This is a genomic window from Spiribacter vilamensis, assembly GCF_004217415.1.
GTDB classification, from domain to species: domain Bacteria; phylum Pseudomonadota; class Gammaproteobacteria; order Nitrococcales; family Nitrococcaceae; genus Spiribacter; species Spiribacter vilamensis.
In genome coordinates this window covers 423744-440793 of sequence record NZ_SHLI01000001.1, presented here as the reverse complement: position 1 = coordinate 440793, position 17050 = coordinate 423744, and the positions used below count along the sequence as shown (strand labels likewise).

Below are 17050 nucleotides of genomic sequence, written 5' to 3'. Positions count from 1 at the left end.
AGGAAACCCATGAATCAAGCTTTTAGCGCCTACGAGGCCATCCGGCATCGGCTGCCGGCCTCGAACGGATCGGGCGCCTGTCGCGACGCCGCTCACCTCGGCGAGATTGCCGACGACTTCGATACCGTGCTGCTGGATGCATTCGGCGTCCTCAACCGGGGGCAGGACCCGATCCCCAGTGTGCCCGAACGGGTTCGTGATCTGCAGGCGGCGGGCAAGCGCGTGATGGTGGTCTCGAACGCGGCCGGATTCTCGCACTCGACACTGATGGCGCGGTATCAGCGCCTGGGCTACGAATTCGACCCGGAGGATGTCGTCACTAGTCGCAAGACGCTCGTGCGCCAACTCGAACAGGAGCCACCCCGGCACTGGGGGCTCATCGCCGGGCAGCAGTTCGGGCCCGAAGAATTCCCGCCCCTCGACTATCGCATGCTTGCCGATGACATCGACGACTATCACGCCGTGGATGGATTTCTGTTCGTGGGCGCCTCGGAGTGGACGGCAGCGCGGCAGCGGCTTTTGATCGAGAGTTTGAGGGCGCATCCGCGTCGGCTCCTGGTCGCCAATCCCGATCTGCTGGCACCCCAGGAGGGGGGCGATTCCATCGAGCCCGGCACGCACGCCCACCAGGTCCAGGATGAAACCGGCGTCGAACCGGCCTTCTACGGCAAGCCCTTCGCGAATATTTTCGATCTGGCCCTGGAACGCCTTGGCCCCGGAATCGATCGTGATCGAACACTGATGGTCGGCGATACACTGCACACCGACATCCTAGGCGGCCAGGCTGCGGGGATCCGGACCGCGCTTGTCACCCGGACGGGCGTGCTCGCCGGCATGGACATCGCTGCAGCCATCGAGTCATCCGGCATCGCCCCGGACTGGATCCTGGATCAGGCCTGAGGGCGACGGCGTCGACCGACGCCGCGACCGGAAAAAGCCTCGCAGCAGTTCCGCGGATCGTTCCGCCATAAGCCCGCCATCGACCGAGAGTTGGTGGTTGTGGGTCGCATCGTTGTGCAGACTGATCGCTCCGCCACAGGCGCCCGTCTTGGGGTCCGATGCCGCGAAGACGATTCGCTCGACGCGGGCGTGGATCAGGGCGCCGACACACATCGAGCAGGGCTCGAGCGACACGTAGAGCGTTGTCCCCGGCAGGCGATAGGCCCCGAGGTGCCTACCCGCCGCGCGCAGCGCAATGATCTCGGCATGGGCGCTGGGATCGTGGGTTCCGATCGGTTGATTATGGCCCTCTCCGATCGTCTCGCCGTCTTGGACGAGCACCGCCCCCACGGGCACCTCGCCCCTGGCCGCCGCAACGCCGGCGAGCGCCAGCGCCCGTTCCATGAACGCCGCGTCGTTCACTCCCACTCGATAGTCGCAGGCGGTTTGCCGGATATGTCGTAGACCACGCGCGAAATACCGTCGATTTCGTTAATGATCCGACGCGAGACATGATCAAGGAAGTCGTAGGGCAAATGGGCCCAGCGCGCGGTCATGAAATCGATGGTCTCCACGGCGCGCAGGGCAATGACCCACTCATAGCGCCGTCCGTCACCGGTCACCCCTACCGAGCGCACCGGCAGAAAAACCGCGAAGGCCTGGCTGGTTTTCTCGTACCAGCCACTCGAACGCAGCTCTTCGATGAAAATGGCGTCCGCCGCCCGCAGGCAGTCGGCGTAGACCTTGTGGATCTCGCCGAGGATACGCACCCCGAGGCCCGGCCCCGGAAACGGATGCCGGTGGATCATTTCCGCCGGCAGACCGAGTTCGAGACCGATGCGCCGAACCTCGTCCTTGAAGAGCTCGCGCAGCGGCTCGAGCAGCTTGAGGTTCATGCGCTCCGGCAGGCCGCCGACATTGTGGTGCGACTTGATGACATGGGCCTTGCCGGTGCTTGCCCCGGCGGATTCGATGACGTCCGGGTAGATCGTGCCCTGCGCCAGCCACTGGATGTTGTCCAGCTTTCCCGCCTCCTCATCGAACACCTCGATGAAGGTTCGGCCGATGATCTTGCGCTTGACCTCGGGGTCGGCCTCGCCGGCCAGCGCATCGAGGAACCGGTCCTCGGCGTCCACCCGAATGACGCGAATACCCATATGCCGGGCAAAGGTCCGCATGACCTCATCGCCCTCGCCCAGACGCAGCAGGCCGTTGTCGACGAATACGCAGGTGAGCTGATCACCGATGGCCTTGTGCAGCAGCGCCGCCACCACCGAGGAGTCGACGCCGCCGGAGAGCCCGAGCAGGACGTTGTCGTCTCCCACCGTCGAGCGTACCCGGGCAGCCAGATCATCAATGATATTACCCGCGGTCCACTTGCCACTGCAGCCGCAGATCTCGTGGGCGAAGCGCTCGAGAATGCGCTGCCCCTGCGCGGTATGCGTGACTTCCGGATGGAACTGCAGGCCGTACAGGCCGCGCGCGTCGTCGCCGATGCCGGCGATGGGCGCCGAGGGTGTGCTGGCAATAACCTTGAACCCCGACGGCAGCGCGGCGACACGGTCGCCATGACTCATCCACACATCGAGCAGTCCATGGCCCTCGGCGTTGGTGCGGTCCTCGATATCGCGCAGTAATGCGGAATGGCCCCGGGCGCGGACCTCGGCGTAGCCGAACTCCTTGGTGGAGGACGCCTCGACACCGCCACCCAGCTCATGGGCGAGGGTCTGCATGCCATAGCAGATCCCCAGGATCGGCACGCCCAGCTCGAGCACCACCGGTGCCATGCGTGGCGTCCGCTCGCTATCCTCGTGTACCGATTCCGGGCCGCCCGAGAGGATCACCCCTCGGGGAGCAAAGTCGCGGATACGCTCGACATCGACGTCCCAGGGGCGGATCTCGCAGTAGACGCCCGCCTCGCGGATACGACGGGCGATGAGCTGGGTGTACTGTGAGCCGAAATCGAGGATCAGGATCCGCTCGGCATGGATATCGCCGGTCATGCCTCAGTCGCTCCGGTAGTTGGGCGCTTCCTTGGTGATGCTCACATCGTGGACATGCCCCTCGCGGACTCCTGAATTGGTGATCCGCGCGAAGGTTGCCCGGTTGCGGAAGCTGTCGATATCGGCGCAGCCACAGTAGCCCATGCTGGCGCGCAGACCGCCCAGCAGCTGATGGATGATGACGTTCATCGGCCCCTTGTAGGGCACGCGGCCTTCGATCCCCTCGGGGACGAGCTTGTCCGCATCGCGGGCATTGTCCTGGAAGTAACGGTCCGACGACCCCTGCTTGCCCGACATTGCGCCAATGGAACCCATGCCGCGGTAGGACTTGTAGCTGCGGCCCTGGTAGAGCTCGACCTCACCCGGGGCCTCATCGGTGCCGGCGAACATGCTGCCCATCATCACGCAATGGGCGCCGGCCGCCATGGCCTTGGCCATGTCGCCGGAAAAGCGGATCCCGCCATCGGCAATCACCGGCACGTCACTGTCGGCCAGCGCCGTCGCGACGTTGTCCACGGCCGTTACCTGCGGCACGCCCACGCCGGCGATCACCCGCGTGGTGCAGATGGAGCCGGGCCCGATACCGACCTTGACGGCATCGGCGCCCGCATCCGCGAGGGCCCGCGCCGCATTGCCGGTGGCGATATTGCCGCCGATCACCTGGACTGCCGGAAAATGCCGCTTGATCCAGCCGACCCGATCGATGACCCCTTTGCTGTGGCCATGCGCGGTATCGACGACCAGCAGATCCACGCCTGCCTCGGCCAGTGCCTCGACGCGCTCCTCGGTGCCCTCGCCGGTGGACACCGCCGCACCGACACGCAGCCGGCCGTACTCGTCCTTGCAGGCGTTGGGGAAATCCTCGGCCTTCTGGATGTCCTTGACGGTGATCATTCCACGCAGCTCGAAGCGGGGATTGACCACCAGCAGCTTTTCAATGCGGTGGCGATGGAGCAGTGTCAGTATCTCGCCCCGCTCAGCGCCCTCTTGCACCGTCACCAGCCGCTCCTCGGGGGTCATGGCATCGGTTACTTTCATGTCGAGCCGGGTCTCGAAGCGCAGATCGCGACTGGTCACGATCCCCTTGAGCTGACGGCCCTCGACCACCGGCACGCCGGAGATGCCGTACTGCCCCATCAGGGTGAGCACCTCGCGGATCGTTGCCTCGGGGGTAACCGTAATCGGCTCTTTAATGACACCGCTCTCGAATTTCTTGACGATTCGGACCTCGCGGGCCTGATCATCTACGCTCATGCTCTTGTGAACGATGCCGATCCCGCCCTGCTCGGCGAGCCGGATGGCGAGCCGCGATTCGGTGACGGTATCCATCGCGGCGGAGAGCAGCGGGATGTTGAGCCGGATATCCCGCGTTACGCGCGTCGTCAGATCAACGGCCTTCGGCAGCACCTCGGAGTAATCCGGCAGCAGAAGGACGTCATCGAAGGTCAGGGCTTCCTGGGTGATTTGCATGGTGACGTCCTCTTCTGGCGCGATAATTAACCGTTAATTATAAGCCGAATCGGACCTGAACGCCAATGTCAAATACGCTGGCTGGCGTTCACGGATGCAGCTGCTAGGCTTTCGGGATGGATACACCGACTGCGGACAACATCTACACCGTCTCGCGGCTCAACCAGACCGTGCGCGCCCTGCTCGAGCAGGCCCTCCCGCTGGTGTGGGTGGAGGGCGAGATCTCCAACCTGGCGCGCCCCCGCTCCGGGCACATCTATTTCACGCTCAAGGATGCCGATTCCCAGGTCCGCTGTGCGCTTTTCCACAACCGCGCCATGCGCCTGCGAACGACGCCGGAGAATGGTGACCAGGTTCGCATCCGAGCACGGATCGGTCTCTACGCGCCGCGCGGCGAGTACCAGCTCATCGCCGAGCACCTTGAACCGGCGGGTGACGGGGCCCTGCAACGCGCCTTCGCGGCGCTCAAGGCCCGGCTCGACGCCGAGGGCCTGTTCGATCCGGCCGGCAAGCAGCCAATCCCGACGTTGCCGCGGCGGGTCGGCGTCATCACCTCGCCGACCGGGGCCGCCGTCCGCGACATAGTGAGCGTGTTGCGGCGGCGTTTTCCGGCGCTGCCGATCCTGATCTACCCGGTCTCTGCACAAGGCGAACGGGCGGTCGGGGAAATCGTCGACGCCATCCGGACCGCCGATCGCCGCCAGGAAGTGGAGGCGCTGATCGTCGGTCGCGGCGGTGGCTCGCTCGAGGATCTGCAGGCGTTTAATGACGAGCAGGTCGCACGTGCCATCCACGCCTGCACCCTCCCGGTAATCAGCGCAGTCGGCCACGAGGTGGATATCACCATTGCCGATCTGGTGGCGGACGAGCGTGCCGCTACCCCGTCGGCTGCGGCAGAGCGTCTGTCACCCGACGGCGAGGCCCTCTCCCGCGCATTGCGGCAGGGTCGGGAGCGGCTGCAACAGGGACTGGCACGCAAACTCGGCGAGCGCCGTGAGCAGATCAATCGGCTGGAGCGTCGGCTAAGCGCGCAGCATCCGGGCCGCCGGCTCCGCGATCGGGCCCAGCGGCTCGACGAGCTTGATCAGCGCCTCGGCCGAGCCATGACCGCCCACCTGCAGACACGCTCGCGACAGGTTGAGCGGCTCGATCGACGCGTGCAGGCCCAGAACCCGACTCCCGGCCTCCAGCGACTGGCGGATTCAACCGCGCGGTTGAATCAACGACTCGAGCGCGGCCTGCGTGAGCGACTGAATCGCGAACGGGCCCGGCTGGAGGCGAGTGCGCGAACGCTCGAGAGTCTCAGCCCGCTGGGCACCCTTGCGCGTGGCTACGCGATCGTCCAGCCCGTGGACAGTGGTGCCGTTATTCATCGGGCGACGGATGTCGCCGTGGGAGATCCGATCCGCGCCCGGCTCAACGAAGGCATCCTCATCGCGCGGGTCGAGGGGCACGACGAGACGACTTAAACCCCATTTCAGCTGGCTTGTTGCCCCGGGGAGTCCGGCGCATGCTGCAGGAATCATCCACCCCGTCCGTTGGAATTCTATGGATCTTGATCACAGCCTCGGCCAGTACGGCCTTGATTTCCCCGCTCTGCAGACGCCGGCCGGACTCACACGTGTCGATGCGGCGTTCCTTGACGAGCTGAAAACCGCAGCACCGCATCTGGCCGCACGCCTGGAAGACTATCGCGGCCGCACCGCGGATCTGCCCGGCACCGAGAACAGCGAGTTGCTGATCGAACTCGGCCCCTACGTCGAGGCCTTCATCGGCCGGCTCTTCGGCATCGAGTCGGAGCTCGACAACCTGCGCACCTCGATCCTCGACGACGACGTGGTCATGCAGTTCAAGCAGGCCTTTGTGCAACGCCGGGTCAAGCGTCACCGCCGGCCGGTCGAGCATTCGTTCGAAGCACTGGATGCGGCGGTACGGGCGAGCCTCGGTCATGTCCGGCAGAATGACGAGGAGCGCGCCATCGCCGAGTTCGGCATGGCCCTGCTCGAGGACGAGGCAGCCAATGCCGAGGCCATCGAGACCCTCACCGCCTGGTGCAAGCTCGCCCGCCAGACCGCTGCCGGCCAGGCCCGCGTACGCGGCTGGGCGAGTTTCAAACTCCCCGAGCGCGTCGATCACTTCGACCGGGTTCCCGCCGAGCGGGTCGAGGTTGATGGCGTCGAGCGTCTGCAGGCCGAACCCGATCGGCGTCGTGCCCGCGACGGTTTCTCGCTCACCGATTATCGGATGGATTCCCGCCACGTCCAGAGCGAGATCCATTACTGCATCTACTGTCACGACCACGAGGGCGATTTCTGCTCGCGCGGGTTTCCCGAGAAAAAGACCCAGCCCGAGCTCGGTTTCAAGGAAGATCCGCTGGGCGTAACGCTCACCGGCTGCCCGCTCGAGGAGAAGATCTCCGAGATGCACGTGCTGCGCCGTGATGGCTACAACCTGGCGGCGCTGGCGATGATCATGGTGGATAACCCCATGGTCCCCGCCACCGGTCACCGGATATGCAACGACTGCATGAAGGGATGTATCTATCAAAAGCAGGATCCGGTGGATATCCCCCAGATCGAGACCCGGGTGCTCACCGACAGCCTGGACTTGAGTTGGGGGGTCGAGCTCTACCACCTGCTCACGCGCTGGAACCCGCTGCGACGCGAGCAGTATATCCAGCAGCCGGACAACGACCGCCGCGTCCTCGTCGCCGGCATGGGACCGGCCGGATTCACCATGGCCCATCACCTCACCATGAACGGGACGGCGGTCGTGGGCGTTGACGGCCTCAAGATCGAGCCGTTGCCCGAGTCCCTGCTCGAGGCACCGGTGCAACGCTGGGCGGATCTGCAGGAAGATCTCGACGAGCGCATCCTCATGGGCTTTGGTGGCGTCGCCGAGTACGGCATCACCGTTCGCTGGGACAAGAATTTCCTCAAACTCATCTACCTGACCCTCGCGCGACGGCAGAACTTCCGCGTATTCGGGGGCGCCCGACTCGGCGGGACGGTGACCCTGGAGGACGCGTGGGCGCTCGGATTCGACCACGTCGTCAACGCCACCGGCGCCGGACTGCCGCGCGTCGTGCACATGGGCAACAGCCTCGCCCGTGGCATGCGCCAGGCGAGTGACTTCCTCATGGCGCTTCAGCTCACCGGCGCAGCCAAGGCCTCCAGCCTGGCGAGCCTGCAGGTGCGACTCCCCGCGGTCGTGGTCGGTGGCGGACTGACCGGCATCGATACGGCAACCGAGGTCCAGGCCTATTACGTCAAGCAGGTCGAGAAGATTCTCGAGCGCTACGAGCGGCTGTCCGAACGGCTCGGTGAAGCCGCCGTCACCGAAGGAATGAATGACGAGGACCAGGCGACACTCGCGGAATTCCTCGAGCACGGCCGGGCGATCCGGACGGAGCGCGCACAGGCAGCCGCCGAGGCCCGCGAGCCCGATTTCAATCCCTTGATCCGCGCCTGGGGCGGCGTCACGGTCGCCTATCGCAAGGGCATGACCGACTCGCCCGCCTATGTGCGGAATCACGAGGAAGTCATCAAGGCCACGGAGGAAGGGCTCTACTACGCCCAGGGTCTGGAGCCGCTCCATGCCGAGGTCGATCAGTACGAACATGTCAGCGCGCTGGTCTGCCGCGAATTCGATCGCCGTGATGGCAAGTGGGCCCCCACGGGCGCCGAACGCCGCCTTCCCGCGCGGGCGATCTTCATTGCCGCCGGCACCGCACCGAACACCATTTACGAGCGGGAATACCCGGAGACCTTCCGGCTAGAGGGCAATCATTTCCTGGCGCATACGCCGACCGACCAGGGCCTGGAACCGGTGGCCGACGCCGAGCACTGCAAGTCGCGTGTATTCGGTCCGTTTACCTCCTACAAAGAGGGCGGGCGTCGGGTCACATTCATCGGCGATACGCATCCGGCCTTCAACGGCAGCGTTGTCAACGCGATCGCCTCGGGTATGCGAACCTATCCCTATGTCATGGCGGCGATGGCGCATGATGTCCCCGGCAGTGACGAGGCCCACACGGACTTCCTCGCCCGGATGGACGATCTGCTTACCGCCCGGGTGGTCGAGGTAAAAACCGACAACCCCGCAATGGTGGAGGTCTGGGTCAAGGCACCGATGGCGGCGCGCAACTTCAGGGCGGGCCAGTTCTACCGACTGCAGACATTCGAGTCGCTCTCGCCGATGGTCGACAACACCCGCCTGCAGATACCGATGATCACGGTGTCCGGCACGGGTGTTAAGGACGACTGCATCCGGTTGATGGTGCTCCAGTGGGGTGCCGGACCGCGGCTGGTCGGCCGGCTCCGCCCCGGTGACCCGCTGGTGCTCATGGGCCCCACCGGCGCCCCGACCGACATGCCCACCGGCCGCACCATCATGGTCGTGGCCGGCCGCTGGGGGGCGGCGGTGATGCTGGACATCGGCGCTGCCCTTCGCGCCGCCGGTAATCGCGTGTTGTATGTCGCCGCCTTCGGGGGTGCCGGTGACGTTGATCATCAGGACGAGCTCGAGGCCGGCGCCGATCAGATCATCTGGTGCACGGCGAAGGATGACCGTATCGAGGCCCGTCGGCCGCAGGATGTCAGCATCCAGGCCACGAACATGATCGATGTGGTCAAGCGCTACGATGACGGTGACATTGGCCCGAGTGAGGGCGGGATCCCGATTTCGGATGTCGACCGGATCATGGTCATGGGCGGTACCGGGCTACTCAAGGGATTCCAGTCGGCGGTACGGGGCGAGCTGGCGGAACGCGTCGCCAGTGGCTGTGATGCCTTCGGGACCGTGGGCAGCCCGATGCAGTGCATGATGCAGGGCGTCTGCGCCCAGTGCCTGCAGTGGCAGATCGACCCCGAGACCGGCGAGCGGACCCGGCCCGTCTTCTCCTGCGCTGGCCAGGATCAGCCCCTGACCTGGATCGATCTCGACAACCTGTCGGCGCGTCAGCAGCAGAATCGCCTGAGCGATCGCCTCAACTCGCAGTGGCTCGAACAGGTCCTGCCCGAGGCGGAGCCGCGCTAGCGCTCGAGGATCACGAAGGCGAGCGCCTGATCGTGCTCGTCACTGATACTCAAGTGACTCCGGGCGACGCCAAGGGCGTCCGCCCGGCGGCGTGCAGCGCCGGTGAATACCAGCAACGGCGCTCCGACAGAGGTATGTTCGACCTGGAGCTCCGTCAGTCGGGCCCTGGCACCGATACCGCAGCCCAGCGCCTTAGCGGCAGCCTCCTTGGCGGCAAAGCGCCGCGCCAGGTAGGCCGCCGCAGGGCCTTTGTGATTAGCGATGGATTGATATCCCCTCCACTCGGCCGGACCGAGTAGTCGGCTCGCCAGCCGATCACCATAGCGCTCCTCGAGCTTTTCAAGCCGCGCGACCCGAACAATGTCGGTCCCGATACCGATAATGCTCAATGACGCGCCTCGCGGATCAGCCGCCGCATCTCGCGAACCGCCCCGTCGAGCCCCGCGAAAATCGCATGGGCGATGATCGAGTGGCCGATATTCAATTCGGTAATCTCCGGTAACGCGGCGATCGGAGCGACATTGTGGTAGTGGAGGCCGTGGCCGGCGTTGACCTGCAGCCCCAGCGAGGCGCCCAGGCTCGCCGCCTCGCGGATACGCTGAAACTCGGCATGGATATCGCTATCGGTGCGGGCATCGGCGAACGCCCCGGTGTGCAGCTCCACCACCGGGGCCCCGACCTCCACCGCGGCATGTAACTGCGCCGGCTCCGGATCGATAAACAGCGATACACGTGATCCGGCCTCGGTCAGCATCCGACAGGCATCAGCACAACGCGATGGATCACCCGCCACATCGAGTCCGCCCTCGGTGGTCAGCTCCTCGCGGCGCTCGGGCACCAGACAACAGTCGGTAGCCTGGACTCGGGCACCAATGGCGAGCATCTCATCGGTGATCGCAAGCTCCAGGTTCATGCGGGTCTGCAGGGTCTGCGCGAGGATCTCGACATCGCGATCGGTTACATGGCGCCGATCTTCGCGCAGATGCACGGTGATGGCGTCCGCCCCGGCCTGCTCGGCGATCTGGGCGGCATGAACCGGGTCGGGATAGCGTGTACCGCGCTTGCGGCGCAGTGTCGCGACATGATCGACATTGACGCCGAGCAGTGGCTCAAGACTGCCTTGATGGTGGGCCATGATCGGAATCTCTCCTGGCTGTATAGCGGCCGTAGAGCTCGCGTGTTTTGAGTGGACGGTGACCGATATGCGGGTGCAGTGCCGCGCGCATCAGATCGCGGCTGGCGCGCGCGGTCGACTCGGTCATCACGGGTTCGGCAAGCCCGAGCAGGGTCTCGCCGCTCACGACCAGGCCGGTTGTCTCCGGCCCTGCTACCGGCATCGCCCCGCGCACCGGGTCGTAACGATACCATCGCGTCGGCTCCAGCGGGGCATCCTCGGTATCCCGCGCCAGCGGTAGCCCGTAACCGAGCAACCCGAGCAGATCCCGTTCGAACCCCCGCAGGACCACCGCTTCGGGAACGGCCTCGGCGAGCGCCTCGAGGAGGTTGAGGTAGTGCTCGAAGAGCCCCGGATGGGGATCCTCCCGGCCCAGTAACCGCATCAGGAGCTCGTTGGCGTAGAGCCCACTGACCAGCCGCCGGCCCTTTAGCGCAAAGGGCCGGCCGGCCGGTTCAACCTCGCGCAGCGACCCCATCTCACCGCGGCTGCGCCATGATAGCGCCAGCGGCTGAAAGGGCTGAAGCAACCCGGTCGTGCGGGATTTGCGGCCGCGGGCGCCACGCGCCACGAGCCCGACCCGTCCGTGGCTGCGACTCAGCACCTCGAGTAGCAGACTGGTGTCACGATAGGCGCGGGTGTGCAGGATAAACCCCGGCTCGAGGCTGGCATCCCGCGAGTGGATGGTCATTGATCAGCGCTATAACCCAGCGACTTCAGCATCCGTGCATCATCCGACCAGCCCTCTCGCACCTTGACCCATAGCTTGAGGTAGACCCGGCCCCCGAACAGGTGTTCCATCTGCCGACGCGCCGCCGCACCGATGCGCTTCGCCTGCTCGCCGCCCTCGCCGATGACGATGCGACGCTGGCCGACACGCTCGACCCAGATGATGACGGCGATACGCCGGAGCTGGCCCTCCTGCTCGAAGGCCTCGATCTCGACGGTGCTGGCGTAGGGCAGCTCGTCACCCAGCATCAACGTCAGCTGCTCGCGCACGAGCTCGGTCGCCATGAAGCGCTCGTCGCGATCGGTCACCTGGTCGCGGGGAAAGAGTGGTGGGCCCGCCGGCAGTTGCTCGATAAGCGAGCCCTCGAGCGCCTGCAGGTTATCGCTCTTGAGCGCCGAGATCGGAACCACCGCCACGAATTCGAAGCGCTTCGACATCGCTTCGATCTCCGGGAGCAGATAATTTTTGTCGCGCAGCCGGTCGGCCTTGTTAATGACCGCGATCACCGGCGTATCAACGGCCTGCAACCGCCTGAGCACCTGCTCGTCGGCCTCGGTCCAGCGGCCTGCCTCGATCAGGAACACGATCACATCGACATCGCCCAACGCACTACCCGCTGCCTCGTTCATGTAGCGGTTCATGGCGGTACGGCCATTCTCGTGGAGCCCCGGTGTATCCACGTAGACGATCTGGGCGTCGTCGCGCTGGTGAATGCCCAGGATGCGGTGGCGGGTGGTCTGGGGCTTGCGCGTTGCGATGCTGATTTTCTGGCCAAGCAGTGCGTTGAGCAGCGTCGACTTGCCAACATTGGGGCGCCCGACCAGCGCCACGAAGCCGGCGACGAAGCCGTCATCCGGTGGGGTTTGCGAATCAATCATGGGTCTGTCCCGTGCCTGCGGCGGCGAGTTGTTCCAGTAAGTCGCCAGCCGCGGCCTGTTCCGCCTGACGTCGATTGCCGGCGATGCCTTCGCCGACGAGTTGCAGGGATTCGCAGCGACATCCGACTCGAAACGTCTGCTGATGGGCACGACCGCTGACGTGCTCGACATCGTAACTCGGCAGCTCGAGGTGCCGCGCCTGGAGGTACTCCTGCAGTCGGGTCTTCGGATCCTTGAGCGCCTCCATGTCCGGAAGACGCTCGAGATGCTCATCGAACAGCCGCCGAACCAGCGCACGACCCGCTTCGTACCCGCCATCCAGGTAGACCGCACCGATGATCGCCTCAAGCCCGTCGGCGAGGATCGAATCACGGCGGCTACCACCGGTTTTCAGCTCGCCGCTGCCAAGGATCATGTGGGCACCGAGATCAATGCCGCGGGCAATCTCCGCGAGCGCATTCTTGTTGACCAGCGCGGCGCGCAGCCGGCTCAACTCGCCCTCATGCATCTCCGGACGGCGCTCGAATACCTCGGAGGCGATCACGAAATTGAGAATGGCATCGCCCAGAAACTCGAGACGCTCGTTATTCGGGCCGTCGGCGCTGCGATGCGTCACCGCGCAGTCGAGGAGCGTCGGATCATTGAATGTCCAATCGATACGCTCAACAAGTCGGTCACGGCTGTTCGTCACGTCTTGCTCCCGGTCATTACTCAATCACGTCGGCCATCCGCGACCAGTTGGGGCCTCCGTTCCAGCTGAGCCAGATAAAAAAGGCGCGCCCCACGAGGTGATCTCGCGGCACCGTGCCCCAGAAGCGGCTATCGCTGCTGCGGTCGCGATTGTCGCCCATGACGAAATACTCGTCCTCGGGGACCGTGAACGTGAACTGCCGGTCATCCGGCGAGCGGTGGACCAGCATCTCGTGCCACTCCCCGCCGAGGCGCTCGCGCAACAGACGGAAGCCGTCGTCGCCGCTCCACTCGCCGAGCCGTTCGATGTCGAGCGGCTCACCGTTGATGGCGAGGCGTTTATCCGCGTAGGTCAGGGTATCCCCGGGCAGGCCGACGATCCGCTTGATGTAGTCCTGGGAGGGATCCTCTGGATAACGGAATACGGTGACATCACCCCGCTCCGGGTCGCCCACCGGCACGATCAGGTTATGGACCACCGGCAACCGCAGGCCATAACTGAATTTATCGACGAGAATGAAATCACCGACTGCGAGGGTCGGCAGCATCGATCCGGACGGGATCCGGAATGGCTCGATAATGAACGAGCGGATGATCAGCACCGCGAGGATCACCGGGAACAGGGACCGGCCAAGATCCACCCACCACGATACCGCCGCATCGGGCGAACGACGTCGGCGGCGAAAGCGATCGATAATCCAGATCACGCCGCTCACGAGCGTGAGAAGAACCAGTAACTGTTCGAAATCAAGCATTGTTAACGGTCCGCACGCCGGCTCATTTGTCGTGATCGACCTGCAGGACCGCGAGGAACGCATCCTGCGGGATCTCGACCCGACCGACCTGTTTCATGCGGCGCTTGCCCTGCTTCTGTTTCTCCAGGAGCTTGCGCTTCCGGGTGATATCGCCGCCGTAGCATTTCGCCGTCACGTTCTTGCGCAGCGCCTTGACCGTGGAGCGCGCGATCACCTTCGAGCCGACCGCGGCCTGGATCGCCACCTCGAACATCTGGCGGGGAATGATCTCCTTGAGCTTCTCGGTGAGCTCGCGCCCCCGGAACTCCGCCTGGTCACGGTGAACGATCACCGACAGTGCATCGACCTTGTCGCCATTGACGCGGATATCCAGCTTGACCAGACGCTCGGTCTGAAAGCGCCGGAATTCGTAATCGAAAGAGGCGTATCCGCGCGATGCCGATTTCAGCCGATCGAAGAAGTCCAGAACGACTTCGCCCATGGGCATTTCATACTCGAGCGAGATCTGATTGCCGACATACTGCATGCCCTTTTGCACACCCCGCTTTTCCTCGCAGAGCTTGATGACCGCGCCGATGTACTCCTGGGGCACGAGAATGCTGGCGTGGATGATGGGCTCGCGGATCTCCTCCACGTCATTGATCGGTGGCAGCTCGGAGGGGTTATGTATGAGGAACGTGGCGCCCTCATTGTCCACCACCTCGTGCACTACCGTCGGCGCCGTCGTGATCAGATCCAGGCCGTACTCGCGCTCCAGACGCTCCTGGATGATTTCCATATGGAGCATCCCCAGGAAACCGCAGCGGAAACCGAACCCGAGCGCCTCGGAGTTCTCCGGCTCGTAATGCAGGGCTGCATCATTGAGACGGAGCTTGCCAAGGGCGTCACGAAACGACTCGTATTCATCCGAGCTGGTGGGAAAGACACCCGCAAACACCCGGGGCTGTACGCGCTTGAAACCGGGCACCGGCGTCTCGGTGGGCTGTTTGGCGTAAGTCAGCGTATCGCCGACCGGTGCGCCATCGATGTCCTTGATACCGGCCACCACGAAACCGACCCGGCCGGCTTCCAGCGTATCCCACGCCATCCGCCGGGGCGTAAAGATACCCAGGTTGTCGGCGTGAAACTCCCGGCCCGTGGACATGACTCGCAGCCGATCTCCCTTGCGAATCACACCATCGAAAACCCGGACCAGGCAGACGACGCCGAGGTAGTTGTCAAACCAGGAGTCGATGATCAACGCCTTCAGTGGCCCCTCGGGATCGCCCTGCGGTGCCGGCACATGCGCGACCAGCGCCTCGAGGAGATCGTCGACGCCTTCGCCCGTTTTGGCGCTGATCGGGACGACCTCTGACCCGTCCAGGCCAATGATCTCCTCGATCTGCTGGATGGCCTGTTCCGGCTCGGCGGAGGGCAGATCGATCTTGTTCAGGACCGGAATCACCTCGAGGTTCTGCTCGACCGCCGTGTAGCAGTTCGCAACGCTCTGGGCCTCGACGCCCTGCGAGGCGTCGACCAGCAGCAGGGCCCCCTCGCAGGCATACAGCGAGCGACTCACCTCGTAGGAGAAATCCACATGCCCCGGGGTATCGATGAAGTTGAGCTGATAGGTCCGGCCGTCGGCGGCGGTGTAGTCGAGCGAGACACTCTGCGCCTTGATGGTGATACCACGCTCGCGCTCGAGGTCCATGGAATCAAGCATCTGCTCGCTCGATTTCCGGGACTGGTGATGTGCCGAGCGCTCGATCAGTCGATCAGCGAGTGTCGACTTGCCATGGTCGATGTGCGCGATGATCGAGAAATTGCGTATGTGGTCGATACGACCGCGATTATCCCTACTGCTCATGCATTCAAAGGATACAGGGCGGCGCGGTGAATGTCGCCAGCATCCATCAGACAGTGGATAATAAGGCGCTTTCCACGTGAAGGTGACCAGGGGGTTCAATGGAAGACAGCATCGCGGTCCCGCTTTCGTTCGGGGAGGTGCTCGACAAGATCACCATCCTCGAGATCAAGTCGGAACGAATCACCGATCCGGGCAAATTGAAGAACGTGCGCTTCGAGCTCGAGGCACTCAACCGCATCTGGCACGACGAAGTCCGCATGACGCCGGAAATCACCGAGCTGCGCACGCAGCTGAAAACGGTCAATGAGGCCCTGTGGGAGATCGAAGACGGCATCCGCGATCTCGAGGCGCGGCAATCATTCCAGGAGGATTTCGTCAGGCTGGCAAGATCCGTGTATTTCACCAACGATCGCCGCGCGGCGATCAAGAAAGCGGTGAACGAGGGACTGGGCTCGCGATTGATCGAGGAGAAATCCTACCGCGATTACACGACGCCGGACTGATCCATCCAGGCATCGAGACGCTCGCGGGCGTCATCGAACGAGATCATCGCCATCGCCCCGGCGAACTCGGCCTTCGCCCCCCAGCGCGCCGTATCCACCGTCTTGCCCGTGAACCGCTCAAGGGCCTCGGGATAACGGTCGACGCACCAGCGAAGCGAGTGATACGGACCGGATCGTGCCGGATTGCTCGCCGCGTAGAGCCCGAGGACGTCAGTACCCACGGCGTTGGCGATATGGGCGGGCCCGGTATCCGGCGATATCAGCAAATCCGCCGACTCGAGGAGGGCCGCGAGCTGCTTTAACGTGTCCTGGCCGCAGATGTTGACGACCGGCATCTGCGCGAGTGATTCGATTGCCTCGCAGATTCGCCGCTCTGTCGTGGACGGACTGCCAACCAGCACGACGTTCGCGCCATAGTGATGGGCCGCGTAGTCCGCCAGCGCTGCGTAACGATCGGTTATCCAGTTACGCAGCGGATGGCTTGAACAGGGACTGATCACCAGGTTCGGACGATCCGCCGCCAGATGGGCACGGGCAAGGCCGTAATCCGCCACCTGTAGCGGTATCTCCCAGACCGGGGGCGCAGGATCGAGGCCGAGTGGCTCGAGAAAGCTCGCCAGGCCATCACGAACATGCTCGCGGCGTCGGGCCGGGATGCGCCGGTTGACGACAAGCCCATGCAGATCCTTGCTCCGGGCTCGGTCATACCCGACCCGGATGCGGGCAGGGACCATGGCGGCCACCAGGTTGGCGCGCAGCGAGACCTGCATGTGCAACAGGGCATCGAAGCGATGGCCGCGCAGTCGGCGACGCAGGGCCACCAGTCCCGACAACCCCGAGCGTTTGTCGTGGACGATGAATTCGACGCCGGGCAGATCACCGAGCAGCTTCGCCTCTAGTCGTCCAATCACCCAGGTGATCTGCACATCGGGAACCTGCGCCTGGAGGCTTTTCACCACCGGAATGACATGGGTGACGTCGCCCAGCGCCGACAGCCGGACGATGCAGATCGACCGGAGTGTCAC

At 64.5% G+C, this 17050-nt stretch carries 15 protein-coding genes; 4 read left to right on the top strand and 11 right to left on the bottom strand.

What is annotated here, in order from left to right; translation table 11 throughout:
- Window positions 1-9 precede the first annotated feature (9 nt).
- A complete protein-coding gene (locus tag EV698_RS02210) occupies window positions 10-900 on the top strand; it encodes an HAD-IIA family hydrolase (RefSeq protein WP_130502540.1) in 891 nt (296 codons plus the stop codon).
- Here the strand turns inward: EV698_RS02210 and tadA are convergent.
- Genes tadA through guaB form a run of 3 tightly spaced genes read right to left on the bottom strand, consistent with a single transcriptional unit; the run spans window position 859 to window position 4412 of the window.
- Window positions 859-1344, bottom strand: coding sequence for a tRNA adenosine(34) deaminase TadA (gene tadA / locus EV698_RS02205; protein WP_239016272.1), 486 nt, complete (start codon window positions 1342-1344; stop codon window positions 859-861). The genes EV698_RS02210 and tadA overlap by 42 nt on opposite strands.
- 14 nt (window positions 1345-1358) lie before the next feature.
- Window positions 1359-2942, bottom strand: a complete 1584-nt coding sequence (guaA, locus tag EV698_RS02200) for a glutamine-hydrolyzing GMP synthase (protein WP_130502538.1) — start codon at window positions 2940-2942, stop codon at window positions 1359-1361.
- A 3-nt stretch (window positions 2943-2945) separates the two neighbouring features.
- Window positions 2946-4412: an IMP dehydrogenase gene (gene guaB, locus EV698_RS02195; protein ID WP_130502537.1), complete on the bottom strand. Its 1467-nt coding sequence runs from the start codon at window positions 4410-4412 to the stop codon at window positions 2946-2948.
- A 116-nt stretch (window positions 4413-4528) separates the two neighbouring features.
- Between guaB and xseA the strand changes: the two genes are divergently transcribed.
- Window positions 4529-5881, top strand: a complete 1353-nt coding sequence (gene xseA, locus EV698_RS02190; protein ID WP_130502536.1) for an exodeoxyribonuclease VII large subunit — start codon at window positions 4529-4531, stop codon at window positions 5879-5881.
- Window positions 5882-5960: 79 nt separating this feature from the next.
- Window positions 5961-9449, top strand: coding sequence for an FAD-dependent oxidoreductase (locus tag EV698_RS02185; RefSeq protein WP_130502535.1), 3489 nt, complete (start codon window positions 5961-5963; stop codon window positions 9447-9449).
- On the opposite strand, the gene acpS is transcribed toward EV698_RS02185, so the two are convergent.
- From acpS to lepA, 7 genes are read right to left on the bottom strand one after another with little or no spacing between them, the layout of a single operon-like run.
- Window positions 9446-9838: a holo-ACP synthase gene (acpS, locus tag EV698_RS02180; RefSeq protein WP_130502534.1), complete on the bottom strand. Its 393-nt coding sequence runs from the start codon at window positions 9836-9838 to the stop codon at window positions 9446-9448. The two genes, EV698_RS02185 and acpS, sit on opposite strands and share 4 nt — an antisense overlap.
- Window positions 9835-10584, bottom strand: a complete 750-nt coding sequence (pdxJ, locus tag EV698_RS02175; protein ID WP_130502533.1) for a pyridoxine 5'-phosphate synthase — start codon at window positions 10582-10584, stop codon at window positions 9835-9837. The genes acpS and pdxJ overlap by 4 nt, the downstream gene beginning before the upstream one ends.
- On the bottom strand, window positions 10559-11314 hold the full coding sequence (recO, locus tag EV698_RS02170) for a DNA repair protein RecO (protein WP_130502532.1): 756 nt from the start codon (window positions 11312-11314) through the stop codon (window positions 10559-10561). The genes pdxJ and recO overlap by 26 nt, the downstream gene beginning before the upstream one ends.
- Window positions 11311-12231, bottom strand: a complete 921-nt coding sequence (gene era, locus EV698_RS02165; protein WP_130502531.1) for a GTPase Era — start codon at window positions 12229-12231, stop codon at window positions 11311-11313. The genes recO and era overlap by 4 nt, the downstream gene beginning before the upstream one ends.
- Window positions 12224-12922: a ribonuclease III gene (rnc, locus tag EV698_RS02160; protein WP_130502530.1), complete on the bottom strand. Its 699-nt coding sequence runs from the start codon at window positions 12920-12922 to the stop codon at window positions 12224-12226. Before rnc ends, era begins: the two co-directional genes overlap by 8 nt.
- Window positions 12923-12938: 16 nt before the next feature.
- Entirely contained in the window at window positions 12939-13676 is a 738-nt protein-coding gene (lepB, locus tag EV698_RS02155) for a signal peptidase I (protein ID WP_130502529.1), read from the bottom strand.
- A gap of 22 nt (window positions 13677-13698) precedes the next feature.
- A complete protein-coding gene (gene lepA / locus EV698_RS02150; RefSeq protein ID WP_130502528.1) occupies window positions 13699-15522 on the bottom strand; it encodes a translation elongation factor 4 in 1824 nt (607 codons plus the stop codon).
- 98 nt (window positions 15523-15620) lie between these two features.
- On the opposite strand from lepA, the gene EV698_RS02145 reads away from it, so the two are divergent.
- On the top strand, window positions 15621-16025 hold the full coding sequence (locus EV698_RS02145) for a DUF6165 family protein (protein ID WP_130502527.1): 405 nt from the start codon (window positions 15621-15623) through the stop codon (window positions 16023-16025).
- Here the strand turns inward: EV698_RS02145 and EV698_RS02140 are convergent.
- Complete coding sequence (locus tag EV698_RS02140) at window positions 16007-17050, bottom strand: glycosyltransferase family 9 protein (RefSeq protein ID WP_239016180.1); 1044 nt, start codon at window positions 17048-17050, stop codon at window positions 16007-16009. The two genes, EV698_RS02145 and EV698_RS02140, sit on opposite strands and share 19 nt — an antisense overlap.

Bases quoted from the DNA above. Each gene is read 5' to 3' on its own strand.
- EV698_RS02210 (WP_130502540.1), top strand. From the start codon at position 10: ATGAATCAAGCTTTTAGCGCCTACGAGGCCATCCGGCATCGGCTGCCG.
- tadA (WP_239016272.1), bottom strand. From the start codon at position 1,344: ATGGAACGGGCGCTGGCGCTCGCCGGCGTTGCGGCGGCCAGGGGCGAG.
- guaA (WP_130502538.1), bottom strand. From the start codon at position 2,942: ATGACCGGCGATATCCATGCCGAGCGGATCCTGATCCTCGATTTCGGC.
- guaB (WP_130502537.1), bottom strand. From the start codon at position 4,412: ATGCAAATCACCCAGGAAGCCCTGACCTTCGATGACGTCCTTCTGCTG.
- xseA (WP_130502536.1), top strand. From the start codon at position 4,529: ATGGATACACCGACTGCGGACAACATCTACACCGTCTCGCGGCTCAAC.
- EV698_RS02185 (WP_130502535.1), top strand. From the start codon at position 5,961: ATGGATCTTGATCACAGCCTCGGCCAGTACGGCCTTGATTTCCCCGCT.
- pdxJ (WP_130502533.1), bottom strand. From the start codon at position 10,584: ATGGCCCACCATCAAGGCAGTCTTGAGCCACTGCTCGGCGTCAATGTC.
- recO (WP_130502532.1), bottom strand. From the start codon at position 11,314: ATGACCATCCACTCGCGGGATGCCAGCCTCGAGCCGGGGTTTATCCTG.
- era (WP_130502531.1), bottom strand. From the start codon at position 12,231: ATGATTGATTCGCAAACCCCACCGGATGACGGCTTCGTCGCCGGCTTC.
- lepB (WP_130502529.1), bottom strand. From the start codon at position 13,676: ATGCTTGATTTCGAACAGTTACTGGTTCTTCTCACGCTCGTGAGCGGC.
- lepA (WP_130502528.1), bottom strand. From the start codon at position 15,522: ATGAGCAGTAGGGATAATCGCGGTCGTATCGACCACATACGCAATTTC.
- EV698_RS02145 (WP_130502527.1), top strand. From the start codon at position 15,621: ATGGAAGACAGCATCGCGGTCCCGCTTTCGTTCGGGGAGGTGCTCGAC.